The organism is Blautia wexlerae DSM 19850 (assembly GCF_025148125.1).
GTDB classification, from domain to species: Bacteria; Bacillota; Clostridia; order Lachnospirales; family Lachnospiraceae; genus Blautia_A; species Blautia_A wexlerae.
The window spans coordinates 4,287,746-4,312,287 of record NZ_CP102267.1; the positions used below are offsets into that span (position 1 = coordinate 4,287,746).

A 24,542-nucleotide genomic window follows, 5' to 3' on the forward strand; every position below is an offset into this window, starting at 1 on the left:
TACAAAAAAGCGCGCCCGTACAAAGAATAGGCGCGCCAAAGCAACAGTATGAAATTTTTCCGGGAGGTTGACAGCGAAAATGCTCAAATTTTGTCGAAACCAAAAACGCCGCAATCCATACGAGCTGGACTACGACGTATAGGTGACTGAATGTAAAGCAGTTTATCTGCGGATCTGTGTTGCATAGACGCATAGGCATTTCCTCCCATCAAGGAGGAGCCTGAATCGGCTGCTTGATACCTCCTTGGGAGAAAATTATATCGATTATGTTTCCTGTATCAGTCCGCAGACATTCGCTTTTTACTCTTTATATTCACAATTTTCTACATATTCTGCTCTTAGAATATATGCTGCAAAAAGCAAGCCCACAAGGAGAAGATGACACCTTGTGGGCTCATGTTATAGATGTTCAAATTTATAGCCGATTCCGGAGACACTCTCAATATAGTTTGGAAGATCCGGTTCAAAGCGCAATTTCTTACGCAGCTTACTTATATGATTATGAATCGCTTTTCTCGAATAGAAATCACAATCCTCTTTCCAAACCAAATCGGTAATCAGTTCGTAAGTAAAAACACGTTTGGGATTGGCAATGAGCAATGCCAGTATATCAAACTCCTTACTTGTCAGGTTGATAATCCGTTCGCGAACCTTGACAGTACGATGTTCCAGACATAGATAAATTTCGCCTTCTTGTATTTCTGTAAGAGGATTCTTCTCTGCTGCGGAGAAAGTGTGACAGGAATTGAATACCGTTCCATGACAGACTCCTTGTTCCAAAATATATTGCATTAGAGCATTCTTTTGTTCCTCGTTAAGAAGCAGAAATAGCTTTTCGCCAATCTGATTGCCGGATTCTTCTATATTAAAAACAGCTAATGTCCCATCACATCACCATCCTTTTTTCCTCTTAACAACAATCAATGTAGCTAGAGTTTTCTTTTTATCTGCGAAAACAATCACAAAGCTCAAAACCATTTGTAACGATTTTTATTGCAGAAGTTTTTCATAGGTGAACCGTCCCATAGATTTTTGCAATAAGAACCAGGCAAGTATTGCACATATCACACCGAGTCCGAGAAGAATCCAGACATTCATTAAAAAGACTCCTGTAAATTGTCCCGCTATGGGCAGAATCACCGGAAGAATCAGAAAAACGGCAGCCTGCTGAGATTCCTCTACGCTCTGCGCTTTGGCAGATCCCCGGACAATCAGTGTAATGGCAATTAGTGAGATTGCAGGTGAAAGCAATAGTATAACAACCAACCAGCTTACGCTTGGAATCAGCAGCCTACCTGCCAAGAAAAATAATTCTGTTTCTATAACCAGAAACATAGCCGCAAATGAGATTACAGAGACAAGCATACTTAAAAGGAAAGAAGCCCATACTTTTGCTTGAAAAATCTGTTTGAGAGTAAGTGGACAATAGAGCAATGTTTCAAGCGTATGCCGTTCCTTTTCTCCTACAAATGCACTGGCTGCCATGATAGAAGCAGTCATTATAGGAATTATCAGGAAAAAAATCGGAAGTATATAATTTAAGATCATGCCAGAAAGCGTAAGCTCCAGGCTTTCCATCCGGGCAGTTTCAGGAAGCAGTGACAGTAACTTTGTAATATCCGGATCATCCGGTACAAAATGAATGGTAATGACAAAAATAGACGGCAATACAATAGTCAGCACTAAAGGAACAATAAAAAGAGCAGGAAATAGTCTACGGTTACTTGCAATAATGCGAAAATCTTTTTTGATAATTGCATACATAGCAGCTTTCATATCATCAATCCTCCTTCCTGCCGGCAGTCAGGGTAAAATAAATATCTTCCAGAGTGGGTTCTATAAGATTTACAGAATAGATATCCTCACCGGCTTCTACAATCTTTCGTACCAAATAAGGGATTTCTTTTTTATCTTGTATTTGGGTTTCAAACTCATTGATTCCGCATTTAACAAAGTTTAGCTTGTCAGGAACCGCTGACGCACAGATACGAAGCGATTTTGAAGTAAATACCCGAGCGCGTAATTCATCTATTGTACCCGAGGCCAAAAGAATCCCCTGATCAATCAGTCCGTAGCGTGTGCAGATTTCCTGTGCATACCGAAGCTGATGGGTACAGAGAAAAACAGTAATTCCCTCTTTGCAAGCCAGATTGTGTATCATTTGATTGACATTCTGCGCACTTTCCGGATCCAAGCCAGAAGTTGGTTCGTCAAGAAACAGAACTTTCGGGTGGTGTAACAGTGCCCTTGCCAGAGATAACCTCTGTCTCATACCGGTAGAATAGGTCGCCAGTTTTTGGTCTTTCGCTTCTGTCAACTCTAATTCCTTGAGTAGTGACTCAGCACGCCATTTTCCTTTTTGTTCCATGCCAAAAGCCGCAGCATAAAACATCAGATTTTCAATACCAGTCAGATTGTCATACATCTGTGCGTGTTCAGTCACAATCCCTGCAAGGAGATGCACTTTTTCTGGCTGAATATTAGGATTGACACCCATAATTTCACATGATCCTCCAGACGGGCTCAGGACTCCGGTAAGCAATTTTACGGTTGTCGTCTTTCCGGCACCATTTGGACCGAGAAAACCAAATACCTCTCCGGTACTTAGTGTCAACGAGAGTTGTTTTAATGCTTCTTTTCCACTAGGGTATGTTTTGGATAGTTTTTGTATAGTAACAGTTTCCATTTATTTTTCCTCCTCGCTTGCCTTCAGTCTATTAACCATCATCTGAAATCGTGAATCTTTAGCCAATGGCAGAAAGACAGGATTTTCATTAAGAGCTTGTGTCATACTATGACGGATCAGAGTTTCATCTCTTGGCGGAAAGGATCGTAACACAAGTTCGCTGTCCAACCATTCATCTAGAAGATCAAAAAAATTGTCCCCATGCAAATGCAATGGATAAATATTACTGACTGCCAGTTCCGTATATTGTGAAAGGATGTCCAACGCCTGTTCGGCATTATTAAGCTTCATCCAGTCTTGAGCGATAGTAATATAAATTCCCAAAAGAATACCGGGGTGTAGCATTTTCATTTGAAAAACATCTGCTATTTTATAAAATCGCTGACAGGTTTCTGCAAATTGCTCCGCATCATTCAGACATAAATTCAAATAGGACGGGAACAAATTAAAAAGAGTCATAATCTCCTTGTATATTCCGACCTGAAGAATTTTTTTTGCCTCTTGATCGTTACCTATTGCCCGATAGGCGGAAGCCAGAAGAGGCTCAGGAGAACCAGATTGCATATTAACTGGTTCCAAAATATCAATTACTTCAGACGGGCGTTGGAGTTGAAGCAAACAAAACGCTTCCATTAGCAGTGCTTCTTTTTGCAGATTCGTCTCGTCCGCTTCAGTTCTTACACGATGAAACCACTCCAAGGCTTTTTCTATAATTTGTTCCACTTGTTCAGGACAGGAAGCCTGTGAAGTGTGATTGATTAAAAGTGTGCCCAATTCAAATAATAAAGGATAGCAAGCGTAAAATTTTTTTGCTATTTTAAGACATTCAGCCAGGACTTCCTCAAAGGACAACATAGAAAAATCTTTAGAAAGACGGATATACAGTTTTTTAATATCCTCTTGTTCCATTTGCGGTTGATATCCTATCAACTCGTCAATGCTTATATCAAAGTAAGATGCTAGTTGTGGCAATAGCAAAATATCTGGTAATGAAGATCCCGTTTCCCATTTTGAAACAGCCCCTTTAGAAACGCCCAAATGGGTAGCCAGTTCGTCTTGTGTAATACCTCTTTTATGACGATTTTTAATTAGGACACGGCCAATATTTATCTCTTTCATAATTACTCACCTCATATATCATTATTATAATGAAGGAAAAGAGCAAATACAATGGAGATGTGTTTCACTTTTTTTAAAAAAGTCAACTATCAGGAAACACTCAAGGCGCGCAGTACGAAAAAATACGTATTTGTGGGTTCATGTTATAGATGTTCAAATTTATAGCCGATCCCGGCGACACTCTCAATGTAGTTTGGAAGATCCGGTTCAAAGCGCAACTTCTTACGCAGCTTACTTATATGATTATGAATCGCTTTTCTCGAATAGAAATCACAATCCTCTTTCCAAACCAAATCGGTAATCAGTTCGTAAGTAAAAACACGTTTGGGATTGGCAATGAGCAATGCCAGTATATCAAACTCCTTACTTGTCAGGTTGATCATCCGTTCCCTAACCCTGACAGTGCGGTGTTCCAGGCATAGATAAAGCTCGCCTTCCTGTATTTCTGTTAGAGGATTTTTCTTTGCTGCGAAGGAAGTGTGACAGGAATTGAATACCGTTCCATGACAGGCTCCTTGTTCCAAAATATATTGCATTAGAGCATTCTTTTGTTCCTCGTTAAGAAGCAGAAATAACTTTTCTCCAATCTGCTTGCCGGATTCTTCTATATCAAAAACAGCTAATGTCCCATCACATCATCACCTCCGTATTTTAATAAATTTATTGATTAGAGTTCAATTCTTGCTTTCGATGGCTTATCTTCCCAATAGGTAACTTTAATCGTTGTTCCCTTGTCAGGAACGTTGTTTCCTGCACCAATCCATTTTCGGCAGATGTAATCTTTACCGTCTATCGTATATTTGACCTTGATAATATGCGGAAAGGCTGCGCCATCCATCGCATGAACGCGGGCAGGTTTACGATTCACTTTTAACCACCATTGTTTTATAACTGAAATTACAGTTCCCATTGTTTCTTTTTCCATAAGTTATACCTCCAATGATATTTTTGATTGATGATACCTATTTTCTATTCAGCCTTTTCTTTGTTTGTAGTAAAAGCGGAACGCTGCTGCGCCGGTGGCCGCCAACTGTACCAGAATCAGCACAGCAAACAGACCGAAGCTCTCATAGTAGAACAGTTCATCCCAAAAATATAGTCTGTTCAAATGATGCCATTTATTGTATTCTAAATTTGTAGGTAAGCTGAACGGGTAACTTACCAAGGGATAGCGGCAACAGATGTCTATCTAACCATACTACCATTGAGATCGAAAAGTATGAATTGAAGAGTACAATAATAGGGTTGATTGAGGATCAACTTTTATTTTTTGTACCTTCATGTTAGAAGCCGTTGTGGACTATTACCTAAAAATAATAGATATAACACAAAGAGAATTATTCAATCTGTCCAAGCATAACAGGAAGGAAAAGATTGAAATTCCATAGGTAGTGGCTTCGTTGACGCGACTAAGTTCAATACGGAAAAATCGGTCTGCAGGTGTGTCAAACAGAAGACACTATTTTTTTATATCTGAGACCGATTGTTTCCGATACAATTTATGGAACATTCAGCACATCATGGACAAACCAAGTCTGAGCCGTGACCATAATGGCAAATGTGCAAATAGCAAAGAGAAGTACTTCAGCCACAGCATTGACACGGCTGGATTGAAGTTGCTTTTTCAGATTGGCAGGCAAGATTCTTGACAGCAGACAATAAACTAAAAATCCAATACAGGCTCCAGCGGTATTTGTCATCAAGTCATTGATGTCGGAAGAACCCCAGCCAAACATCTGGACAATTTCAACAGCCAAAGAAAACAGAAAGCCAGTCAATGCAACCGTCTTCATGTGATGATATTTCTTGTACAGCAGCGGCAGGAAAAATCCCAACGGGACAAACAGAATAATATTCAGAATGGTATCAATTGGCCCAGTTATCATACCGATAAATGGAGTCCAAGAAATGTTCGGGCGAAAGGTCATTGTGCTTGTAAAGCCGATGCCTGTGACGGTCAAAAGTCCGAATAAATAATAACCAAAAACAAACACTGCAGCGGTATGGAGAAAACTTTGTGTTCTCCCCAATTTTTTGAGCCACAAGAAATACAGTACGAAGACTGGAACCATAAACACATACCCACTAATTGAGCGGATGAGAATATCAGAAATTGGTATCATTATTATCTCCTTGTCAAATTCAAATTTATTGCCCATTCCAGCATTGAGCATTTTCTCATAAAGCAAACAGAATACTGTCATTAGTAACGACGGTATTCCCATAATGCTAATCGTAAGTCTAATTGTTCAATGTCGATTAGACATTCACTTTTACATTTTGGACAAAAGAGAGGAAAATTTTTAAGTACGGTATCTTCCCGAATTTTGTCGCGTGTTTTATTCCCGCAGACTGGGCAGCGGATGAACTCTGTTTTCTCCATATTGTTCACTCCGAATTGCGATCATTCTTTTTCTTATCCCGATATTTCCGTATGAGTTTATTACGGATAGGAACGCCAACACCAATCAAAAGCACAACTGCCAAAATTGTGAAATCCATACAATCACCTCACATTTCCTTATTCTTCATAACCCGAATGGACAAGAAGATTGAAACCGCATACATCACGACAATAGCAAAAACCGCAAGGAAAACGAGAAGTATCGGAGAAGATTCAACGACTGAAATAATTGAGTTCCCGATAGCTGGCATTTTAGAGAGAAGAAGTAAAGTTACCAAAAAACCGGCCACTGGAATATACATAAATACCCGTCCTTTGATTGAGCCGTACTTGTAATATCCCGGAATCTGGAACACGGTATAGAGTGCAAATAAGAATACTCCTGCAATAGCGGCAGTTACAATATCAAATACGCCAACTGTTTCACCCAGCACTTTCAAGACAAGCGGCTGTGCAATCAAAGAAATAATCAAGGAAAGAAGCCCCATTGCAAGGACAAAAACATAGCGTCCGATCACAAGCTCGCTTTTACGAACAGGTAAAATACCAAACAGACGATCCATGCTGTTTTTTTCTGTGATGGAAAAGGTATATCCCGTCGTCATGGCAATAAAGCACATAGCAAATGATACCCCTGTCAGCAAAGAACGATTGATTGCGGCAAACACAATCGGCAGGAGCAGGGTAAAGCAAATCGTCTTAAAATATGGTTTTACCAATGCAATATCTAATTTTGTGGATTTCAAAATATTACTCATAATCGTCACCTTTCTTGCTTGTAAACACTACAATTTCATCAATGGTGGCAGGATCAACGGTCAGGTTAGGGAAACCGCTAATATCTTCGGTTTTCATCAGAGCCTCAAATCCCGTAGGGAATGTACGAATACCAGCCGCCTTATTTTTCAGATCATCGGACAGTTCCTCAATTCCACCTTTTACAATGCGGAACATATCTACAAAATCATCTTTGCTGCCAGTAAAGTACAGCTCGCCATAACTGATGTAGGTAATATAATCGGCTGCACGCTCCAAATCGCCTGTGATATGGGTGGAGAACAAAACACTATGCTCGCCATCTTCAATATACTCTGAAAGAATTTTCAAAAGTTCATCTCTGGAAACCGGATCAAGTCCACTGGTCGGCTCGTCGAGGATCAGCAGCTTGGCGTCGTATGAAAACGCACAGGCAAGCATTAACTTCATCTGCATACCTTTGGAAAGTTCTTTTACCTTTTTGGTTGGTGCAATGTGAAATTTCCGTAACATATCCGCAAATTTCTGGCTGTCCCAATTTGGATAAAATACCGAAATGGATTTTTCAACCTGCGACACTTTCCAATCATCACTGAAATAATTTGTATCGAAAACAACGCCCAGCTCTGATTTTACTTTTTGTTCTTCTGCGATATTATCCAGCCCCATCACTTTGACTGTGCCACCGGTGCGCTTGAGCATATTCAAAATCAGTTTAATTGTCGTTGTTTTGCCAGAACCATTCGGGCCAATCAAGCCCATAATATATCCCTTTGGCAAAGTAAAGCTGATATTGTGAAGCTGAAAAGAATCAAAAGATTTTGAAAGATTCGTTACCTCTAAATAATTAGTCATCTGTTTTTACCTCCGTTAAAATGTCCAAAAGGCGATGTAATTCCTCTGTGGATAGATTTGCCATTCTTGCAGCTTTTATTGCTTCGGTGAGATTGTTTTCTACTTTGCAAATAAGCTGCTCCTTAATCAGTTCTGAACCAGACCCCATTACGAAACATCCACGCCCCTGCACATTTTTAACAAAGCCCTCTTGCTCTAATTCTGTGTATGCCTTTGTCACTGTTAAGACGCTGATCTTTAAGTCTTTGGCAAGTGTTCTAAGGGAGGGCAAAGTTTCTTCGGCTTGAAGCTCGCCAGATAAAATAGCCGCCTTGATCTGCTGTTTAATCTGCTCGTATATGGGGACGCCAGATACATTTGAAATAATCAGTTTCATTGCTGCATCCTCCGTGTGTTTTAACTGTTATGCTGTTGTGTATAACAGTATAACACAAGTGAGGATAAGATGTCAATACATGGGGCTAAACTACTGGTAAACTACTGGCAAGCAATGCAATCTTACGTAAGATTGCGTATTTAGCAGAAATCCCGTTCCCGGAATTCCTGCTAAATGCTTGTTGGTGACATATCCCCAAACCCCTGAGCTCATTGCCGGTGGCAATGGCTGCGCGTTCCGTTGGAACGCTGAAAACGAAAAGCAGACAACCTTATTGACGAGATTTTTCTGTGCTGCGCTGCGGTTGTGGCGGGGAAGAAATCTCCAATAGATATTCCACATTAGCCCGAACATTATGAAGTTCTTTCATATCATTTTTGGCCTGCTTATAGGCAGAATAGGCTTTCCGTTTTTGTTCCAGAAGATCGGTGTATTCCTCCCGGAGAGATTTGACAGAGGGGAGCTTTTTGATTCCCAACTCGTCAAAATGATTCTTTGCCGCCTGGTGCAGCAGAATTTCAGACTCATGTGCTGTTCGGTATTTTTTACTGTACCCGGCTTTGCGATATTCTACATAGACAGCCCTCGTTTTCGCATAGTTTACGATCTGCTTTTGCAGCTCGGCATTGGCGTTCATTCTTGACTCCAAATCTTTAATCTGAACGGATAAGGTATTGAAATTAGTGGTAGCGGCGTTGGCTTTTTCCAGAAGATCCTCATAACCCATATCGCCATGTTCTTTTAAGTAGAGCACTGCCTGGGAAAGCTGTTTTAAGTTAAACACTTTTGCCCAACGCTCATAACCGGGACCTTTGCCGGAACGGATCGCAGCTTCAATATCAACCAGCAATCCAACTTTGGAAACCGGTTTTTTTGAAGAAGCATGGCGGGATTTTACTGTCCGTGTACCGGCAATCCGTTCTTTGATGGCCTGTTCTGTATAATCGCCTTTGAGCGTATCGCATCGGGTATAGTTTTCTTGTCCCGGAACTCGGAACCGAAGATGTTTTCTTTCACGGTTAACTTCAAGTCCAGCAGCCTCCAGCTTCTTTAGAAGTTCCTCAAAATCTTTTGGCTTTTCCTCTAATGCAGCATCAATAGCAATGCGTATCTGTTCCTGAAAGGAAGGCTGCTTTTTATTTCCCAGCCATGTGCCATAATGCTCCCGGCTGGGTTTCGGATTTTCTACAATCGAAAGTCCATGCTCCAAACACAGCTTGTCATTTATTCGCCGAATTGCCCAGGTAGAGCCCCAGAAGTTGCGAAATTTTTTCTGACAGTCCAGTGTAGTAGAGTTGATAATGATGTGATTATGGACATGGTGCTTATCTACATGGGTGCAGACGACAAAGGCATGGTTTCCTTTTGTGAGCTTCAGTGCCAGCTCCCTGCCGATCTGATTGGCTTCTTCCGGCGTAACTTCGCCGGGCTTAAATGCCTGACGGAGATGGTAGGCAATCACATCATCCGCACCCTGATTTCTGCCGGTTAGATTTGCATACTGTCGTTTGGACAGAAGGAACTCTGCATCAGCAAGCCGGGTATCACACTCATAGCCATAAATGAATTTTCCAAAATCGGTTTTCTGTGGATTTTCCACATAATCAATAATGTCTGCAATCGCAGTAGAGATGTCCCGACCTTTTCCTACATGCAGAGGCATCAGTCTTGTGGTCGCTATTTTCGTCACCTCCTTAACTTAATTCCAATCAGAGAAGTTATAATTGCAGAAAAAGAGCGGGGCTGCCTATGCGCCCCGCCAAATCTGCTTAACCAAATATAAAATCCTTTAAGGCACTGTTTGCCCCGCCAATGATCCCTACCAGCCATGCAGCCGCCAGAGGCAGACCGTATGGACTGATAAGAAAGGCGATCATAAGCCAGGCAAGACCCGGCAAAAATCCTGCGACAAAGAACAGCACCAATGCTGCCAAAAAGATGATCCCGGAAAGAATCCCAAGTACCGCACCGGAAAGGACCACCAAAAATTTACATACCAGATAAAGAATCCCCGTAACCAGCATAAAGGGAAGTGCCAGTAATTTACCTATCAAACGCATACGCTTTGCCTCCTTTCAGAAGGGCATCTGCCCTTATAAAAATTTTACCGTGACGGCAAAAAGAAAGCAACGGCTTTCCGGCTGTTTATGAAATGTTTGCAAATCCCCGGATCAGTTTGTCCATGCCATCCCAAAGGCTGTCCAGACGGGTGCGGATGTCATCTATATCTGCGGCATAAATATTGCCGGTCTCATTGGCCCGTCTGGTATATTGGTTTAAGTTATTGGAACAAATGCGGAGAAGCCGGATCATTTCCTGAATATCTCCCATATCAAGGTGAATGATGTAACCGTCTACGGCCATCTTTCGCAGATATGCCGACAGGTTGGTAATGCCAAGTTCCGCCATGCGTTCTTTTACCAGTTCGGCCTCCGGTTCGGACATGACAAATTCGACGCGGACGGATTTTTTGTTATGCCCGCCCTTCATCGTTCCAACCCTCTTTTATGAGATGAGACCTCCTGTGTTGAAACCACCGTCTTTGCTCTTTTGAGTTTTTCCCGCAGGGTGGTCTTTTCCAGCTTATCAAGATATTCCTCCAGATTTCCGGCTGTCGCATGATAGCTGCGTTTGAAGCGTTCCCGTTTTAGAATCATCATCAGCTCCGGCTCATTTTTCGGCAGATAAGTCATTGTTTTAGGGGCTCCATGCTCTGGCATAAACCGGTTCATAAGCTGTCTCCGTTCCTGATAGGGAATCGTGATAACATTTCCATCCGCAAATGCAACGGCTACATTTCCGATTGGACAGGTCAGCTTTTTCATCCGTTCCACATGTTCTCTATAATTTAGCGGATAGAGATTGCCAAATATTTTTCCGTCCCTGACTTCTTTCAAAGAGATGGCATAAGCCAAAACGGGATCATTTGTCTGTTCCTGGTAAAACCGCCACACTTTATTTTCATGGCTTCCATCCAGATAAACTTCCCGTTCGCGCAGGGTATAGGTTCCGCAAGGGCGTGACATCCAAAGAAGCTGTTTATCCTCTGAACGGTCTGACACAGCCAGTTTTGAAATCAGTTCCTTATCCAGGTCAAAGTCCTCTTTATAATGTTGGGTATGAAGATCTACGATACGGGAAAGAGCACCCAAAAGATCTACATCCTCAAATCTTACCCCGGCCATCAGCGTTCCCTTTCCGGCACCGGAGGGATCATCTGCCTTGCTTCATGCTCCGGTTTGTCTGCTTTCAAACGGTCCATCAAAGACGGCTTTGCTTCCGGCACCAGCTCCCGGATTTCTTCATCCGTCTGTCCGTCTGTCAGATCCGGGCGCACAGGAGGTTCGTTGTTCAGCCTGCCATCCAGCATATTGTAGTTGCCGGTCTGACCTTCCTCATAAAGTTCTGCATTGCGCAGATAACTCTCCGGCGCCTGAAATGGCTGTCCGGCAAACAGAATTTCTCTTTGGGTGGTAAACTGTGCAAGGACCCCATTTTGCAGTCTTGCAAATTCTTCATACTGGCGCAGGGTAAGCCCTCGTTCCAGCATTTCCGCCTGGGTATGCGCCCAGCCTTCTCCATAGAGAAAATAGTACATGTCGGGCTGATCACAGACAAAACACAGGGAACCGTCCTGATTGTCATAGTAAGATGGCTGCATATTCTGGTAATGGCAGCGTTCCTCACGCCCCAAATACACACGGTTGTCCGCACCCAGCATAGCGACCATACCCGCGTAATTACTATGGACCGCAGAGCGGATTTCTACCAGCGGATCTGTTTGAGAAGGAATCTGTCTGCCCGGAATCTCATTTTGTTTTTCCGCTGCATCATTTCTTGGTATCACTTCTTCATGGCTGCGTGCATCCAGCTCCGGTTGAGATGTTCCTTTCCGAACAGCACCGGGCTCCGGTTCTTTTTCTTTCACATAGTATCGGACATTTGCTGTCGTATGTTCGTTGGCTTCCTTTGCATAGTTTTCAGCAGCAGCTTTGGTATCAAACTCCAACGGTTTTCCATTTTCCTTGCACCAGCTTTGTGCCGGTCCGAAAATAGAAGTGCTGCTTCGTACTGCCCATACACCATAGGTCCGTTTCTTTTCCATTCCGCATCCCTCCTTATCGTTCCTGCTGTTTGGAAGTTTGTTGCTTTTTTACCGGGTCTGCCGGTTTTGTTGCTTTTAGCTGCTGACGGAGAGAATTCTTATGCTCCAGTTTGGAATCTGTGATGTTGACATATTCGCCAATGATACAGAGCGCTTCTCCATAACTGCCGGAAACAAATACCCGATCAGACATTTCTTTTGCCTGTTCTTTCAAACCATGCTCCCGCAAAGTACGGGAAGCAATACCCAGCAGATTAAAAATGTTCCCATCTGCTCCGATCAGCGGACAATCCGGTTTATCTGCCAACGCTTCCGGTGTTTCTATAAATCCGCCTAAATAATTCGGCACAAAGTCCGACAGCCATGTGCCGCCATAGACTTCATGGGTCTGTAAACGCCACAGGGCAAGTTTTCCTATATCCAGTTTCACATCATCAAACGGGTAAAGCAGACAGGTCAGTTCGCCGTGCTGAAAAGCAGCCACATTCTCAAACTGACAGCCATCTTTCAATATGCCTGCTTTTGTCAGCATTTCATTGATCCCGTCCACCCACTCTGTCAGATCCCCGCCACAGCCCTGTAAAATCAGTCCTTCCTTATCCGGCATGCGGCGAAGGTCCTCCGCGGTAATCGTGTTGATATTCAAAAAATCGCCTCCTATCGTTTTTGTTAAAATATATGTTTTGTCTGCAACTTAACCTCATTTCAAAGCACCGGAGTATTCTTATACAGCTCCCTTGAAAACAGGTGCAAAAAGCCCTTGAAAATCAAGGACTTTTAAGGCTAAGTTGCGGACATATCATGGTTGGTTTTGCCGCTTCCGGCGTTTGCGTTCCCGCTCGGATTTCCGTCTTGCATAGACCCGGCAGGCAGCGGAACAATATGCCTGGCTGGTTGTAGGAAGATATGCCTTTCCACACACAGGGCATATTTTCTGTCTCATGGAGGTGTCCTCGCCGGTAATGGCTGATTCCAGTGCTGCATCCACCGGCAGCACCGCTTTTTCAAAGTACCTGCAATAAGCACCGGTCCACCATTTATTCAGCATATAGCAAGGACTGTTCAAAGGAAGGCAGATCTTATCCTGAGAGTCATAGTTGGCGCAAAGCTCCGTAACCAGCTTTCGGATCGTAGCCCGCTCCGAGCGGTTCAATTCTCTCTCCGCCATAACGCCTACCTTTCCGGGGCTCTGCTTTGCCGACCGCTGGAAATTTCGGTTGTATCAGTAACATTCCTAGGCTGTGAAAGGGCATCGGCGATAGAGTTCCGCTTTTTCTGTTTTGGTTCATGGTAAATAAAAAGTTCATTTTTTCCTGGTACATACAACAATCCATTTTCTTCGCAGCGGAAAATATCACATTCTTTGTCTGTTGAAACGGTATAAAAGTCTTTGTAATCATAAGGTGCTTTTTGCCGATCCTGATAGGTACACAGCCCTAAGTTGGGGTCACTTGCCAGCCGTTTCGATATGGCGAAAAAGTCGCCTTCTTTTTTGTGAAATTTTCGTATGGGCGTGAAGTGATAACCGCCATATTCAAAGGTTTTTCGATCGCTCATTTACGCCTGCCTTTCTTTACTGGAAATTCCAGCTTGAAATTCACATATTTACCGCCGGTATCATCCAGAATCACTTCCGCATCATAGGTCCTTCCTGTTTTTTCACTGTAAAGCCCGGACATAGAAATGCGGCCCTCTTTCAAAAGAGCCGCTGCCACAGACTTTGTGATAGATTTTTTCTTGCTGGAAAAGAAACGGTTATCTTTCCAAAGAGCAAAAGAACATTCCCTGTTGCCGCAGAAAAAACCTTTCTTTCCTTCAAATACCGGGGCACCGCAGCGGGGACATACCCCCACGGCTTCGTGTGCAGTTCCTTTGGAAGAAGGAAACAGATCCGCAAAACGTTCTTCCGGGGTAGTATGTTCTTTTACCAGCGTCCGGCTCATATCTGCAATCTGATCCATAAAAGATGTTGCCGACAGTTCGCCATGTTCCACTTGTTTCAGCATGGATTCCCATTCTGCAGTTAAGATGGGAGATTTGATATTGTCCGGCAGGACTGCGATCAGGTTCTTTCCTTTTTCCGTAGGAATGAGCTGCTTTTTCTTTCGCTGTACAAATCCGGCAGAAACCAGCTTTTCCAGTGTTGCCGCACGGGTAGCCGGAGTACCCAATCCTTTACGCTCGGCATCTTCCGGCATATCTTCCGCACCGGCAGTCTCCATAGCGGACAGCAGTGTGTCCTCTGAAAGCTTTTGTCAAGGGGGTGCGTGGATATTTTTCATATTACTTACGCAGATTCTCTCTCTGCTTCTGCCTGAATAATGCGTTTCAACCTGTCCTCCGCAGTCAAACCGCTACTATGGTCAAAAAACACTTTGACTTTATAATTTGTTTTGCCTTGCTTAATCACAAAAACTCCATCCGGTTTGTTTTTCTCCGAATGGTTATTTTGGGTGGGTAGTGTACTGTTCACAATATTTGTCATACGATATTCCTCCTTAAATGAAAAAAGCCCGACAAGGAAAGGTCTGACAACGAAGTTCCGACAACGGACATCAGAAAACCTTTTTTCTTTATCGGGCGATACTATCTTTTTACTATTTCCTTTTTCTTTATAATATTGGTTGTCATGGTTGTCAGAGAGGGAAAAGTGCCGCAATATCAAGGCTTTCGGGATTTTTACCCGACAACCAGACCGACAACCGGCTCGACAACCGAAGCGACAACTGGCTTTTATTTTTGCTTCAACCATTCTTCCGGAAGCCCTAACTGTTCCATTTCCTCTGTCGGGATTTCTTGAAAACCATCCATGCTGTTGTCAGGCTCGTTGTCGTTCCTGATACGCTCCCAGCCTTTTTGTCTGCGGTAAGGCTCTGGAAAATACCTCGGATTGCTGAACGCCCTCCAGCCTGTGACAGCGTTATTCATAATGTCATTGATCTCTCGCAGTTCCCATTGTTTCGGTTCGTCATAATCATGCCCCAGTGCTTCTTTGTAAAGCTGTTTGGAGCAGACTATGCTGCCGGAATAGCGTTCCAGATAATCTAAAATCTGTCCTGCCTTTGTGTCCTCCGGCATAAAGTCCTTTTGGTGGGCTTTCAGATAAGCGTTCATAGCCGGACTGAATCTCAGACGGAAATTGCCGCTTCTGTAAATCTCCATAGCTTCTGCCCACATCTGATTGATATACTCTCTGGAAGCCTGTTCATCCGCCAAAATATGAACCTCAGCCCTTTCAGGATAGACCATAACCGGAACGAAGCGGCGGTTGCCTGTTCGGTCAAGGGGAAGAAAGTCAAGGGTATTAGAAGAACCTCCAAACACACATTGTCGTTTTCTGTCTGCCGGATGTGTTTCATAGGGTATCTTATAGGTTTCCTTTTGTCGGCTCAGAAAGGACTTGATTTCTTCAATGCTCTTAGCGTTGGCAGTTGCAATCATTTCCGACATTTCAATAATCCAATGCCCCTGCATTTTGCGGTACACATTTTCATCATCCAGCTTTTTCAAATCATCAGAGAACCAGTCATCATTGACCGCAAGCAAACGGAAGAAAGAGGACTTTCCGGCTCCCTGACCGCCTACAAGACAGAGCATTACCTCAAATTTACACCCCGGCTTAAAGGCTCGTGAGATAGCACCCAACAGAAACAACTTCAATGCTTCATAGGTGTAATCATCTGTATCAGAACCGAGAAAGCGGTGCAGACAGAAGCGTATGCGTTCCGTTCCGTCCCATTGCAAGGCATTGAGAAAATCACAGACAGGGTGGTAACGGTTTTCATTGGCAATAACCGCAACTGCGTCTATGATTTTCTTCTCTACGGTCAATCCATAGTTTTCTTCAAAATATAGGAGCAGATATTTCACATCCACATCCGTCAATGTCGGGCTGTCACGATACCAACCGAGGGGCTTCACAATGTCGATTCTTTCGGTCAGAAGATTTTTTCGGATAGCCCCTTTCAAAAGCGGGTCATATTGCAGAACACGCTTATAATTTGCGGCAGTATTATAAACCTTACCTTTCTCGCTCTGCTCTAAGCTGTTTCGGATTTCTTCTACTGTGCATGGTTCTGTCTGCTGACAGTTCTGCAATTCGCTGTTCAAGTTTTAACACCTCCTCCTAATATATAAGTGTAGGGTTTCAGTACCCAACAGCCAGTTGGGACTTAATCCTCTCATTGTTTAAGCTGTATAATGATTAGGCATCGGTCTGACGACACCTCCTAGGACCATTGGCGTCCGTACGAAAGCCTGTCAGCCAGCCTGTCATTGCAGCCGTTCGATTTATGCAGGTTGAACTACTACTTCACGTTCGTTTGATACCCCAGGAGATTGAATAGGCAATGAGAAATGCTGGAATCCATGCAAATTCACTTTTGGAGGTACGTAGAATGTACAACGCAGTAGGTATTGATGTTTCAAAGGGTAAAAGCACCGTTGCAGTCCTGCAGCCTGGCGGCACTGTGATCCGCAAGCCCTTTGATGTCTCCCACACATCCCAAAACCTCAATGAACTGGCAGATTATTTGAGTTCATTAGACGGCACCACAAAGATCGTTATGGAGTGTACGGGTAGATATCATGAGCCTATGATAAAGGCTCTATCCGAGGCGGATTGTTTATTTCCATTGTAAATCCTCACCTGATTAAAAACTTTGGCAACAACTCCCTGCGCAAGGTGAAATCGGATCCGGCGGATGCCCGCAAAATTGCCCGCTATACGCTTGACAACTGGACGGAACTGCGCCAATATTCAGGTATGGACAATACACGTACTCAGTTAAAAACTTTAAACTCTCAATTCAGCTTCTTTATGAAACAAAAGGTTGCCGCAAAAGCAAATCTGATTGCACTGTTGGATAATACTTATCCTGGTGTAAACAAACTCTTTGACAGCCCCACCCGTGAGGACGGGAGTGAAAAATGGGTTGACTATGCTTATTCTTTCTGGCATGCGGATTGTGTCCGCAAGATTGGGTTAAAGGCATTTACAGAACGCTACATGTCTTTCTGTAAGAAGCACCACTATATCTTTCAGCAGGACAAGCCAGAAAAACTGTTTAATGCCTCGAAGGAGTTGGTTGCCGTCTTTCCAAAGGAGAAGACTTATAAGCTGTTGATCCAAAAAAGCATCCAAAGCAGTTAAATCTTGCCTCCGAACATGTAGAACGACTCCGCAGGGAAATGAACGAACTGGCATCCACACTTCCAGAATACAGCACCGTAATGGGCATCTATGGCGTTGGGAAAACCTATGGTCCCCACTCATCGCTGAGATCGGCGATGTATCCCGGTTTACCCACAGGGAAGCACTGACCGCCTTTGCGGGCGTAGACCCCGGTGTTGATGAATCCGGCCAGCACAAGTCAAAGAGCAACAGGGCTTCAAAGGTCGGATCCGCAAGGCTGCGCAAAACATTGTTTCAGATCATGACAACCTTGTTGCAAAATGCTCCTGAAGCCGATCCGGTGTACCGTTTTCTTGACAAAAAACGGTCTCAGGGAAAGCCTTACTATGTCTACATGACAGCCGGAGCGAATAAGTTCTTACGCATTTACTATGGTAAAGTCAAAGAATGTCTGCGGAACTTAGAACAGACAGAATAACACCCTTTTCTATATCACCACTTTCAAAGCCGGCATTTCTGGCGGCTTAAAAGTTATGCACAAAATATCAAATCGGATTTTTGAAATTTTCTTCAAAAAAACACTTGACTTTTTATTAGCAGGCTTTCTCTGTTCTGCCACAAGTGCTTTTCGTTCCTCCAATGAACCATACAGAAGAATATCAAGCAGATATTCGATATAGTTCTTCTTATGCAGTGCTTCTGCAAACAGGGGATTCCATTCCTCATCCGGCTGTTTAGGAGCGTATTTCTTTTCCCATTCTCTAAGAAGATGAAAATAATCCGTCAGCACCTTGTAGCAATGATTTTCTCCTTTTTGATACTTCTGTTCCGGTGTCGGCTCACGAATACGAGGGCGGACACTGGGCTTTTGTCGGCTGTCATAGTTAAGACCAAAATCTTCAGCAAGTTTGACAGCAGCTTCCCTCAGCCCGATACCGAATAGCTTCGCTGTGAGATCAACAGCGTCTCCGGTTGCTCCGCAGCCAAAACAGTAATAGCGTTCATCCAGCTTCATACTGGGGGACTTATCTGAGTGAAACGGACAGCACGCCATACCTGTGCGACCCACTTTCAAGCCACAGGCTTCTGCGGCTTGTCGGGCAGTAACATTTTCTTTTACAACTTCAAATACATTCATGTGACTCCTTTCCTGAAACGAAAAAAGCACCTGTCATTTTCAAAACGAAAACAGCAAGTGCCTTAGAGTTCCATATTTAATTTTAGGTGCAAAAAAGCAGGAGACCTTTTCAGATTTCCTGCTTAGCAAAGCTGTGAAGATTTAATTGTGGTTGGGTTGCCAGTTATACAAACTGGAATTTATATAATTATCTCTCTAACTTTCCCCATTTTATAGGCTTTCCCGCCTGTCCATTAGTGAAATGATATGTAGTTTCCCTTATTTTTACCCTTATGAGATAATCACAAGGGAAATAAGGGAATTTTTTTAATCATTGCCTACCACTTTATCAAGAAGCCTAACTGATTTTCGTTTAGCATCTCTTGTGGAGTGAGCATAGACATTCATTGTGGTACTTACATCTGAGTGTCCTAACAGTTCCTGCACATCTTTTGGGGCAGCTCCATTTGCTAAAAGGTTGCTTGTATAGGTGTGACGTAACTGGTGGAAATGAAAGCCTTCAAATCCCTCTAATGTTTTTGCCACCTTTCTGCAAACAGTCCCCAAAGTAGTTGGAAGTTCCAGACAACCATCCGGTCTTAAACAGACGAAAGAAATTTCTTTATAATCTGCCGGGACTTCCTCTGTTCTGTCTAAGCAATAATATTCGTAGTACACTCTGTTTTTCTCTTTGACCGCTTTGTAGTAGTTCGTGTGATAAAGTTCTCCGTACTGCATTCGATTTTTTAACTGCTCTTTCCGGGCATTACGGAAAATCTCTACCAGCGTATCTCCAAAATCAACAATCCTCACTTTTTTCCGCTTGGTTGGTCCGATGATATATTTGCGCTTTGAGCCATCGTATCGGATGCTACGTCTTATGGTAAGGCATTGTTCTTCCAGATTTACGTCCTGCCACGCCAAACCGCAGGCTTCTCCAATACGAAGCCCGGCATAATAGGCTATCTGGATTGGAAGTATTGCGGCTGGGTTCTTTTTTTTCAGATAAGCAAGCAATCTTTCATAATCTTCTCGTGAAATTGGTTGGATATTTCCGTCCATGTCCTCGTCTGAAAACAAATCAACTTCATCCGTCTGATACCGCAGTTTAATATACTGCATGGGATTAAACGTAATATACTGTTTTGGAAATACTGCAAAGCGGAAGGACTGCTGCATGACTGCGGAAAAAGAATGGATGTAATCTTTGCTGTAACCCTTTCTCTCTTTTCCGTCGGGATGAACTCCCCCGAAGGAAAGCAAATCAAAAAAGGATTGCAAATGCTCAGAGGTTACATTTTTTAATTTCCGTTCTGCCAGCGGATGTTTCTTAATATTTCGGATTGTTCCGAGGTAATTCTCCACAGTACCATTGCTGAGCGTACCTGTTTTTAATTCCTCCTCTGCCCACACATCCAAAAGTTGTCCGACTGTGAGATTTTCCGCTTTGGCAACAAATTTCTTTTTCTCATAATCATCCATTGCCTGACGGAGCAGTTTTTCAGTTTCACTTTTGCTTTCTGTTCCAACGCATTCTTTCTGAACAAGATTGCCGCTTGCGTCCTCTACATAGAAGCGGTAGTACCATTTCTTTCCTTTTTTTCTTACAGATCCTTTTGCCATAATCGTATGTCTCCTTTCGATATTAGACAATCGGAACTGATGAAATGCTTCGTGCGTGTAAGTATATCATAACTCCGGCTGTCTTACTATACCGATTCGGAATCTTCGTATAAGACTTCTGATAAAAGATTTGCAAGCCTTTGCTCTGCTGTTTTGGGTTTCTTGGAATAGAGCCTTACGATGTCTGCCATCTCATTAAAAGCATTGATGGTGTGAGTGATTTCCCTTAAGAACATAATCTCATTATATTCATCATTCGATTCAAACCCTATTGTTTTGGCAATATCCGTCTGACCATCATTCCCCTTAAAGTTTTTGCAGGCGAACTGAAAGGAATCCAAAAACAGACCATATTGTTTTAACATCAGCAGTAATAAATCTTTTGAAAAAGCATCTTCTTCTTTGGTAAGGGCAAGTGGTAACTGTTCCAGAATATCTCCCATCGCATCACGAATCTGTAATTCTCTCTTATCCGTAATATCGGTTTCATATTCATCTGTTTCCCCTTTGAGCCATTCCACAGATACATGGAGTGCTTCCGAAAGACCTTCCAACACCATTTTTTTCGTATTGTCAATCGAACCATTCTCATAACGCAGGATTGTAGAAGCGGTAACACCCATCTTTTCTGCGACATAAGGCTGTGTCAGATTCAATTCCAGACGGCGCTGTTTTACTCTGCTCCCTATCAGCTTGCGTAATTCTTTATCTTTCATGCTGACTGCCTCCTTTTTCGGTATGTATGAATTATAGCATTGTTTTTCCGAAATTGCAATATGCAATATAAAGTTTATTTTTAACATTTCGTAACGCTTGACAAAAAGATGTGAAAAGGATATACTTACATCACAAGAATTGCATAATGCAATTTGTAAGGAGGTGATTATATGACGCAAAGAAAAATTGCATTATCCATCGAAGAAGCTGCTGACTATACGGGAATCGGCAGAAACACCTTAAGACAGCTTGTAGAATGGAAGAAACTTCCAGTATTAAAGGTTGGTCGCAAAGTCCTGATTAAAACCGATATTCTGGAAATGTTTATGGAAGCTAATGAAGGTCGTGATTTGAGGGATAGAGGAAATGTAAAAGCTGTAACAAGAACTGTGGCAAATTAAAAAGGCGGCTTCCAAAGAAACCGCCAAAGGTTCTATCAGACCAAAGCCATGATATACCTACACGCAAGAAGATTATACCATGTGCTTCTTCTGATACGCAACCGAGAACTTATGTTTGCAAAAGAAAGGAGAATGTAATAATGGCAAAATCAACAAAAAGTTATGAAGAACGAATGCTTGAAATGGAAAAAAGGGAACAGGAAAGCCTTGAAAAAGCAAAACGATATGCAGCACAGAAGAAAGAACTTCTGAAACGAAAGAAAACCGAGGAAAGTAAAAAACGAACCCATAGGCTCTGTCAGATTGGCGGTGCGGTGGAATCCGTTCTTGGTGCTCCTATTGAGGAAAAAGACATCCCAAAGCTGATTGTTTTTCTGAAAAGGCAGGAAGCCAATGGGAGATTTTTCTCAAAAGCAATGCAGAAAGAAACCAATACCGATATGGAGGAAGTGTAATGGCAGAGGGGATGAGTTTTTCATTCCCTTCATTGCTTTTTCATGAAGGGCGCACTTATGGACAACCAGAGGTCGTCCCAATAAGTTTGCCACAAGTGTCAACCGGTCTGCGCTCACGCTTGCCGGGCTCGTTCCGTCGGCGGGGCTTTCAGCCAGACCTGCTCATGCCGCAGGAGGCACTCTTCGCCAGAGAGGCGCATTCCATGCAGGCTGCTATGCGCAGGGCACTCTTACGCAGAGGGAGTTCCGGCAATGCTGCTTTTTCTAAAACTGAAAGCAATGTTGCCGGAAATCTATGCCGGATACGTCAGAAAGGAGGAATCCAGACATGGCGATTTTTCATTACACAATCAAAATAGTCGGACGAAGTAAAGGGAAATCTGTTATCTCCGCTTCCGCATATCTCAATGGGGATGTGATGAAAAACGAGGAAACAGGGAGAATCAGTTATTACACTTCTAAAAAAGAAGTGGTCTACACCCGGCTGATGATGTGCGAAAACGCACCTCCTGAATGGCAGATAGTACCAGAAGAAAATATAAAACGCTTTCAAAAATCTGTCCGATACAAAAGGTCAGAAGATAAAGAAGCTGCTTTAAAAAAATTCAAAATCACATTTCAGAAACAGAGGTTATGGAATGAGGTATTGAAGATTGAAAAAAATGCAGATGCCCAACTTGGCAGGTCATTTGAATTTGCCCTCCCCAAAGAATGGAGCAGACAGGAACAAATTCAATATACAACCGACTATATCCAAAAAACTTTTGTAGATAGAGGAATGTGCGCTGATTGGAGTATCCACGACAAAGGGGATGGCAACCCCCATGTCCATCTGCTTCTAACTATGCGTCCTTTTAACCCGGATCATTCTTGGGGAAAGAAAGAAGTCAAGGATTGGGATTTTGTCAGAGATAAAAACGGAAATATCGTGATTGATGAATCCCATCCGAACTGGTGGCAGGATAAGAAAAACCCTGACCGTCATGGAATCCGTATCCCTGTATTAGACGAAAACGGAATTCAGAAGATTGGAGCAAGAAACCGCCTGCAATGGAAACGGGTGCTGACCGATGCTACTGGATGGAACAATCCAAAAAATTGTGAACTGTGGCGGAGTGAATGGGCAAAGGTATGTAATGAACATCTGCCTTTGCATAATCAAGTTGATCATCGTTCTTATGAAAAGCAGGGAAAACTCCAGATTCCTACCATCCATGAAGGAGCTGACGCAAGAAAGATTGAACAAAAGTTTTTTGCCGGGCAGGAAATAAAAGGCTCGTGGAAAGTAGCGGAAAATCAAATCATAAAACAACAAAACACGTTATTGCAAAAGATACTAAACACCTTTGGGAAAGTATCGGGTGCATTATCATTATGGAAGGAGCGATTAAATGACATTAGAAGAAAGCCGGGAAATTATACCCTTAATGGAATCCATGATTGGTCAAATCGAAGAACAGCAGAACCTAATGGCAGAAATGATTCTGGAAATGCAGAACCGGGACACTCAACTCTCTCTTATGCAAAAACAGAATCAGAAATTACAAAAATTAAACAACGAGTTATCCGAGCTGCTCAACATTTTGCCAAATACCGAGGAACTGCTTTCCAAGATGGAAGAACAGAAAACGAAGATAGAGCTTTTGGAAAACGAAAATCAGCAATGGCAGAAATTGGCACAGAAGCTGAACAGCGAAAACAGTTTATTACTGAAACAGAACACCGAATTGCTGAACTGGAACAGCAGATAGAGAAAGGACGTGATATAGATGAACGAATCCAGAGAATCAAAGAACGCCGAACAGTTGGAAGAACTTCTGCTCTTGACCGAGGAGATACAAGAAGAACTAGAACAGAAAGAACAGCTTATCGTGGAACTGAAGACGCAGCTCAGCGAATCTCTGACCTTGAACGAGAAATTAAACAAAGAGAACAGAGCCGGGAATATTCAAGCATTAAAGAACGACTTGAAGCTGGCAGACAGAGCATTGCGGATCGAGAAAGAGAAGTTGCGAAGCGCAAACGTCATGATAGAGGAATGTCAAGATAAAATATGCTATTTAACACAGGAACGGGATTATGCCCGGACACATCAGAAAATCGTAGAAATACCGGTAGAAAAGCCGGTACTCTATGAAAAATGTGAAGCCTGTAACCGGACAGCCTATCAGAATGCAAAAGCAAAATACGAAACACAAAAAGAGCGACTTGCAGGACAGTATAAAGCAAAAACGGTAATGTTCCAAACAACCTTGTTCCTTCTTGCATGGTATTCGTTGACAACCACTCTTTTTCAGGCAGTACAGTCAGATATGTTCCTTGTCGATTGTAAATCATTCTTCAATGATTTAGCATCATTCATACAAACCTTTGTCGGATGGACGATTGATGCCGGGCATTCTGCGGCACAGATTAGTACAAAAATTCCAAATGCTTTTATAGCCGGAATGGTATATTGGTTATTGCTAATATTGATTGTAGGAATATGTATGGCAGGAACAGGGATGCTGGCGATACTGATAGAAATAAAGGTTATAGAATTATATAAGAAAAACTGTTGGGATGTTATTACTCTACTAATGATACTGACAAGTGTTGCTATTGTCATTTATTTTGGAGAATCAATCAAAAAAGTACTGTCAGTAAATCTTCTATTGCTTTTCGTACTTTCGCAGGGCGCATATGTTGGAATTAGATGTTATCTTAAAGTTTGGTTAGAAAAAAGACCATATTAGTATTTTCAACTTACTGTATAGACAGTAAAATTACTCCATACCAGCCTAGTGAAAATTTA

General features: G+C 42.6%; 29 protein-coding genes and 2 pseudogenes. 6 read left to right on the forward strand and 25 right to left on the reverse strand.

The window, feature by feature from the left end:
• Positions 1-399 precede the first annotated feature (399 nt).
• The 22 genes and pseudogenes from NQ550_RS19890 to NQ550_RS19995 form a co-directional block, all read right to left on the reverse strand.
• Positions 400-792: a winged helix-turn-helix domain-containing protein gene (locus tag NQ550_RS19890; protein ID WP_015542926.1), complete on the reverse strand. Its 393-nt coding sequence runs from the start codon at positions 790-792 to the stop codon at positions 400-402.
• A gap of 198 nt (positions 793-990) precedes the next feature.
• On the reverse strand, positions 991-1,776 hold the full coding sequence (locus tag NQ550_RS19895) for an ABC transporter permease subunit (RefSeq protein ID WP_015542927.1): 786 nt from the start codon (positions 1,774-1,776) through the stop codon (positions 991-993).
• Between the two features lie 4 nt (positions 1,777-1,780).
• Positions 1,781-2,686: an ABC transporter ATP-binding protein gene (locus tag NQ550_RS19900; protein WP_015542928.1), complete on the reverse strand. Its 906-nt coding sequence runs from the start codon at positions 2,684-2,686 to the stop codon at positions 1,781-1,783.
• Positions 2,687-3,805, reverse strand: a complete 1,119-nt coding sequence (locus NQ550_RS19905; protein WP_015542929.1) for a helix-turn-helix domain-containing protein — start codon at positions 3,803-3,805, stop codon at positions 2,687-2,689.
• Between the two features lie 143 nt (positions 3,806-3,948).
• Positions 3,949-4,341 (reverse strand): winged helix-turn-helix domain-containing protein, encoded by a 393-nt coding sequence (locus NQ550_RS19910; protein WP_055201467.1) that lies wholly within the window; start codon positions 4,339-4,341, stop codon positions 3,949-3,951.
• A 131-nt stretch (positions 4,342-4,472) separates the two neighbouring features.
• Positions 4,473-4,730: a hypothetical protein gene (locus NQ550_RS19915; RefSeq protein WP_025580951.1), complete on the reverse strand. Its 258-nt coding sequence runs from the start codon at positions 4,728-4,730 to the stop codon at positions 4,473-4,475.
• Positions 4,731-5,304: 574 nt separating this feature from the next.
• Entirely contained in the window at positions 5,305-5,994 is a 690-nt protein-coding gene (locus NQ550_RS19920; RefSeq protein WP_223385979.1) for a VanZ family protein, read from the reverse strand.
• 14 nt (positions 5,995-6,008) lie between these two features.
• Positions 6,009-6,188, reverse strand: coding sequence for a cysteine-rich KTR domain-containing protein (locus NQ550_RS19925; protein ID WP_074021989.1), 180 nt, complete (start codon positions 6,186-6,188; stop codon positions 6,009-6,011).
• Positions 6,189-6,316: 128 nt separating this feature from the next.
• Positions 6,317-6,967 carry an ABC-2 transporter permease gene (locus tag NQ550_RS19930; RefSeq protein WP_015542934.1) on the reverse strand — a complete coding sequence of 217 codons (651 nt, stop codon included), beginning with the start codon at positions 6,965-6,967 and terminating at the stop codon, positions 6,317-6,319.
• Positions 6,960-7,820, reverse strand: coding sequence for an ABC transporter ATP-binding protein (locus NQ550_RS19935; protein WP_004611597.1), 861 nt, complete (start codon positions 7,818-7,820; stop codon positions 6,960-6,962). Before NQ550_RS19935 ends, NQ550_RS19930 begins: the two co-directional genes overlap by 8 nt.
• Positions 7,813-8,196, reverse strand: a complete 384-nt coding sequence (locus NQ550_RS19940) for a GntR family transcriptional regulator (RefSeq protein ID WP_002578893.1) — start codon at positions 8,194-8,196, stop codon at positions 7,813-7,815. Before NQ550_RS19940 ends, NQ550_RS19935 begins: the two co-directional genes overlap by 8 nt.
• Before the next feature lie 271 nt (positions 8,197-8,467).
• Positions 8,468-9,877, reverse strand: coding sequence for a relaxase/mobilization nuclease domain-containing protein (locus tag NQ550_RS19945; protein WP_025580949.1), 1,410 nt, complete (start codon positions 9,875-9,877; stop codon positions 8,468-8,470).
• 88 nt (positions 9,878-9,965) lie between these two features.
• Complete coding sequence (locus NQ550_RS19950) at positions 9,966-10,256, reverse strand: CD1845 family protein (protein WP_005361132.1); 291 nt, start codon at positions 10,254-10,256, stop codon at positions 9,966-9,968.
• Positions 10,257-10,341: 85 nt separating this feature from the next.
• A complete protein-coding gene (locus NQ550_RS19955) occupies positions 10,342-10,641 on the reverse strand; it encodes a plasmid mobilization protein (protein WP_465221261.1) in 300 nt (99 codons plus the stop codon).
• Between the two features lie 41 nt (positions 10,642-10,682).
• The gene (locus tag NQ550_RS19960; RefSeq protein ID WP_025580948.1) at positions 10,683-11,381 is read right to left on the reverse strand and encodes a hypothetical protein; all 699 of its coding nucleotides are present in this window, start codon (positions 11,379-11,381) and stop codon (positions 10,683-10,685) included.
• The gene (locus NQ550_RS19965) at positions 11,381-12,301 is read right to left on the reverse strand and encodes a DUF4316 domain-containing protein (RefSeq protein ID WP_005361129.1); all 921 of its coding nucleotides are present in this window, start codon (positions 12,299-12,301) and stop codon (positions 11,381-11,383) included. Before NQ550_RS19965 ends, NQ550_RS19960 begins: the two co-directional genes overlap by 1 nt.
• Positions 12,302-12,314: 13 nt before the next feature.
• Positions 12,315-12,908: a hypothetical protein gene (locus tag NQ550_RS19970; protein ID WP_426759769.1), complete on the reverse strand. Its 594-nt coding sequence runs from the start codon at positions 12,906-12,908 to the stop codon at positions 12,315-12,317.
• 192 nt (positions 12,909-13,100) lie between these two features.
• Positions 13,101-13,469: a cysteine-rich VLP protein gene (locus NQ550_RS19975; protein ID WP_025580945.1), complete on the reverse strand. Its 369-nt coding sequence runs from the start codon at positions 13,467-13,469 to the stop codon at positions 13,101-13,103.
• Positions 13,470-13,474: 5 nt separating this feature from the next.
• Positions 13,475-13,858, reverse strand: coding sequence for a hypothetical protein (locus NQ550_RS19980; RefSeq protein ID WP_025580944.1), 384 nt, complete (start codon positions 13,856-13,858; stop codon positions 13,475-13,477).
• Positions 13,855-14,547 (reverse strand): annotated as a pseudogene (locus tag NQ550_RS19985) (DNA topoisomerase); the annotation flags it as partial. The gene NQ550_RS19980 and the pseudogene NQ550_RS19985, both read right to left, overlap by 4 nt.
• Before the next feature lie 41 nt (positions 14,548-14,588).
• Positions 14,589-15,053 carry a transposon-encoded TnpW family protein gene (locus NQ550_RS19990; protein WP_008394497.1) on the reverse strand — a complete coding sequence of 155 codons (465 nt, stop codon included), beginning with the start codon at positions 15,051-15,053 and terminating at the stop codon, positions 14,589-14,591.
• Positions 15,035-16,411, reverse strand: a complete 1,377-nt coding sequence (locus NQ550_RS19995; RefSeq protein WP_044930255.1) for a virulence-associated E family protein — start codon at positions 16,409-16,411, stop codon at positions 15,035-15,037. The genes NQ550_RS19990 and NQ550_RS19995 overlap by 19 nt, the downstream gene beginning before the upstream one ends.
• Before the next feature lie 287 nt (positions 16,412-16,698).
• On the opposite strand from NQ550_RS19995, the pseudogene NQ550_RS20000 reads away from it, so the two are divergent.
• Positions 16,699-17,913, forward strand: a pseudogene (locus NQ550_RS20000) (IS110 family RNA-guided transposase).
• Between the two features lie 9 nt (positions 17,914-17,922).
• Here the strand turns inward: NQ550_RS20000 and NQ550_RS20005 are convergent.
• The 3 genes from NQ550_RS20005 to NQ550_RS20015 form a co-directional block, all read right to left on the reverse strand.
• Positions 17,923-18,573, reverse strand: a complete 651-nt coding sequence (locus NQ550_RS20005) for a CHC2 zinc finger domain-containing protein (RefSeq protein ID WP_025579935.1) — start codon at positions 18,571-18,573, stop codon at positions 17,923-17,925.
• A gap of 306 nt (positions 18,574-18,879) precedes the next feature.
• Complete coding sequence (locus tag NQ550_RS20010; RefSeq protein WP_009265517.1) at positions 18,880-20,175, reverse strand: tyrosine-type recombinase/integrase; 1,296 nt, start codon at positions 20,173-20,175, stop codon at positions 18,880-18,882.
• A gap of 86 nt (positions 20,176-20,261) precedes the next feature.
• A complete protein-coding gene (locus tag NQ550_RS20015) occupies positions 20,262-20,891 on the reverse strand; it encodes a helix-turn-helix domain-containing protein (RefSeq protein ID WP_009265518.1) in 630 nt (209 codons plus the stop codon).
• Between the two features lie 171 nt (positions 20,892-21,062).
• Between NQ550_RS20015 and NQ550_RS20020 the strand changes: the two genes are divergently transcribed.
• The 5 genes from NQ550_RS20020 (at position 21,063) to NQ550_RS20040 (ending at position 24,483) form a co-directional block, all read left to right on the forward strand.
• On the forward strand, positions 21,063-21,293 hold the full coding sequence (locus tag NQ550_RS20020; protein ID WP_008704241.1) for a helix-turn-helix domain-containing protein: 231 nt from the start codon (positions 21,063-21,065) through the stop codon (positions 21,291-21,293).
• Between the two features lie 140 nt (positions 21,294-21,433).
• Positions 21,434-21,748, forward strand: a complete 315-nt coding sequence (locus NQ550_RS20025) for a hypothetical protein (protein WP_008704242.1) — start codon at positions 21,434-21,436, stop codon at positions 21,746-21,748.
• The gene (locus NQ550_RS20030) at positions 21,748-22,107 is read left to right on the forward strand and encodes a hypothetical protein (RefSeq protein ID WP_015515801.1); all 360 of its coding nucleotides are present in this window, start codon (positions 21,748-21,750) and stop codon (positions 22,105-22,107) included. The genes NQ550_RS20025 and NQ550_RS20030 overlap by 1 nt, the downstream gene beginning before the upstream one ends.
• On the forward strand, positions 22,077-23,798 hold the full coding sequence (locus NQ550_RS20035; RefSeq protein WP_020993872.1) for a MobA/MobL family protein: 1,722 nt from the start codon (positions 22,077-22,079) through the stop codon (positions 23,796-23,798). Before NQ550_RS20030 ends, NQ550_RS20035 begins: the two co-directional genes overlap by 31 nt.
• Entirely contained in the window at positions 23,776-24,483 is a 708-nt protein-coding gene (locus NQ550_RS20040) for a DUF6040 family protein (protein WP_008394183.1), read from the forward strand. The genes NQ550_RS20035 and NQ550_RS20040 overlap by 23 nt, the downstream gene beginning before the upstream one ends.
• Positions 24,484-24,542 lie beyond the last annotated feature (59 nt).

Bases quoted from the DNA above. Each gene is read 5' to 3' on its own strand.
- NQ550_RS19890 (WP_015542926.1), bottom strand. From the start codon at position 792: ATGCAATATATTTTGGAACAAGGAGTCTGTCATGGAACGGTATTCAAT.
- NQ550_RS19895 (WP_015542927.1), bottom strand. From the start codon at position 1,776: ATGAAAGCTGCTATGTATGCAATTATCAAAAAAGATTTTCGCATTATT.
- NQ550_RS19900 (WP_015542928.1), bottom strand. From the start codon at position 2,686: ATGGAAACTGTTACTATACAAAAACTATCCAAAACATACCCTAGTGGA.
- NQ550_RS19905 (WP_015542929.1), bottom strand. From the start codon at position 3,805: ATGAAAGAGATAAATATTGGCCGTGTCCTAATTAAAAATCGTCATAAA.
- NQ550_RS19910 (WP_055201467.1), bottom strand. From the start codon at position 4,341: ATGCAATATATTTTGGAACAAGGAGCCTGTCATGGAACGGTATTCAAT.
- NQ550_RS19915 (WP_025580951.1), bottom strand. From the start codon at position 4,730: ATGGAAAAAGAAACAATGGGAACTGTAATTTCAGTTATAAAACAATGG.
- NQ550_RS19925 (WP_074021989.1), bottom strand. From the start codon at position 6,188: ATGGAGAAAACAGAGTTCATCCGCTGCCCAGTCTGCGGGAATAAAACA.
- NQ550_RS19930 (WP_015542934.1), bottom strand. From the start codon at position 6,967: ATGAGTAATATTTTGAAATCCACAAAATTAGATATTGCATTGGTAAAA.
- NQ550_RS19935 (WP_004611597.1), bottom strand. From the start codon at position 7,820: ATGACTAATTATTTAGAGGTAACGAATCTTTCAAAATCTTTTGATTCT.
- NQ550_RS19940 (WP_002578893.1), bottom strand. From the start codon at position 8,196: ATGAAACTGATTATTTCAAATGTATCTGGCGTCCCCATATACGAGCAG.
- NQ550_RS19950 (WP_005361132.1), bottom strand. From the start codon at position 10,256: ATGCGTTTGATAGGTAAATTACTGGCACTTCCCTTTATGCTGGTTACG.
- NQ550_RS19955 (WP_465221261.1), bottom strand. From the start codon at position 10,641: ATGTCCGAACCGGAGGCCGAACTGGTAAAAGAACGCATGGCGGAACTT.
- NQ550_RS19960 (WP_025580948.1), bottom strand. From the start codon at position 11,381: ATGGCCGGGGTAAGATTTGAGGATGTAGATCTTTTGGGTGCTCTTTCC.
- NQ550_RS19965 (WP_005361129.1), bottom strand. From the start codon at position 12,301: ATGGAAAAGAAACGGACCTATGGTGTATGGGCAGTACGAAGCAGCACT.
- NQ550_RS19970 (WP_426759769.1), bottom strand. From the start codon at position 12,908: ATGCCGGATAAGGAAGGACTGATTTTACAGGGCTGTGGCGGGGATCTG.
- NQ550_RS19975 (WP_025580945.1), bottom strand. From the start codon at position 13,469: ATGGCGGAGAGAGAATTGAACCGCTCGGAGCGGGCTACGATCCGAAAG.
- NQ550_RS19980 (WP_025580944.1), bottom strand. From the start codon at position 13,858: ATGAGCGATCGAAAAACCTTTGAATATGGCGGTTATCACTTCACGCCC.
- NQ550_RS19990 (WP_008394497.1), bottom strand. From the start codon at position 15,053: ATGGTTGAAGCAAAAATAAAAGCCAGTTGTCGCTTCGGTTGTCGAGCC.
- NQ550_RS20005 (WP_025579935.1), bottom strand. From the start codon at position 18,573: ATGAATGTATTTGAAGTTGTAAAAGAAAATGTTACTGCCCGACAAGCC.
- NQ550_RS20010 (WP_009265517.1), bottom strand. From the start codon at position 20,175: ATGGCAAAAGGATCTGTAAGAAAAAAAGGAAAGAAATGGTACTACCGC.
- NQ550_RS20015 (WP_009265518.1), bottom strand. From the start codon at position 20,891: ATGAAAGATAAAGAATTACGCAAGCTGATAGGGAGCAGAGTAAAACAG.
- NQ550_RS20020 (WP_008704241.1), top strand. From the start codon at position 21,063: ATGACGCAAAGAAAAATTGCATTATCCATCGAAGAAGCTGCTGACTAT.
- NQ550_RS20025 (WP_008704242.1), top strand. From the start codon at position 21,434: ATGGCAAAATCAACAAAAAGTTATGAAGAACGAATGCTTGAAATGGAA.
- NQ550_RS20030 (WP_015515801.1), top strand. From the start codon at position 21,748: ATGGCAGAGGGGATGAGTTTTTCATTCCCTTCATTGCTTTTTCATGAA.
- NQ550_RS20035 (WP_020993872.1), top strand. From the start codon at position 22,077: ATGGCGATTTTTCATTACACAATCAAAATAGTCGGACGAAGTAAAGGG.
- NQ550_RS20040 (WP_008394183.1), top strand. From the start codon at position 23,776: ATGATAGAGGAATGTCAAGATAAAATATGCTATTTAACACAGGAACGG.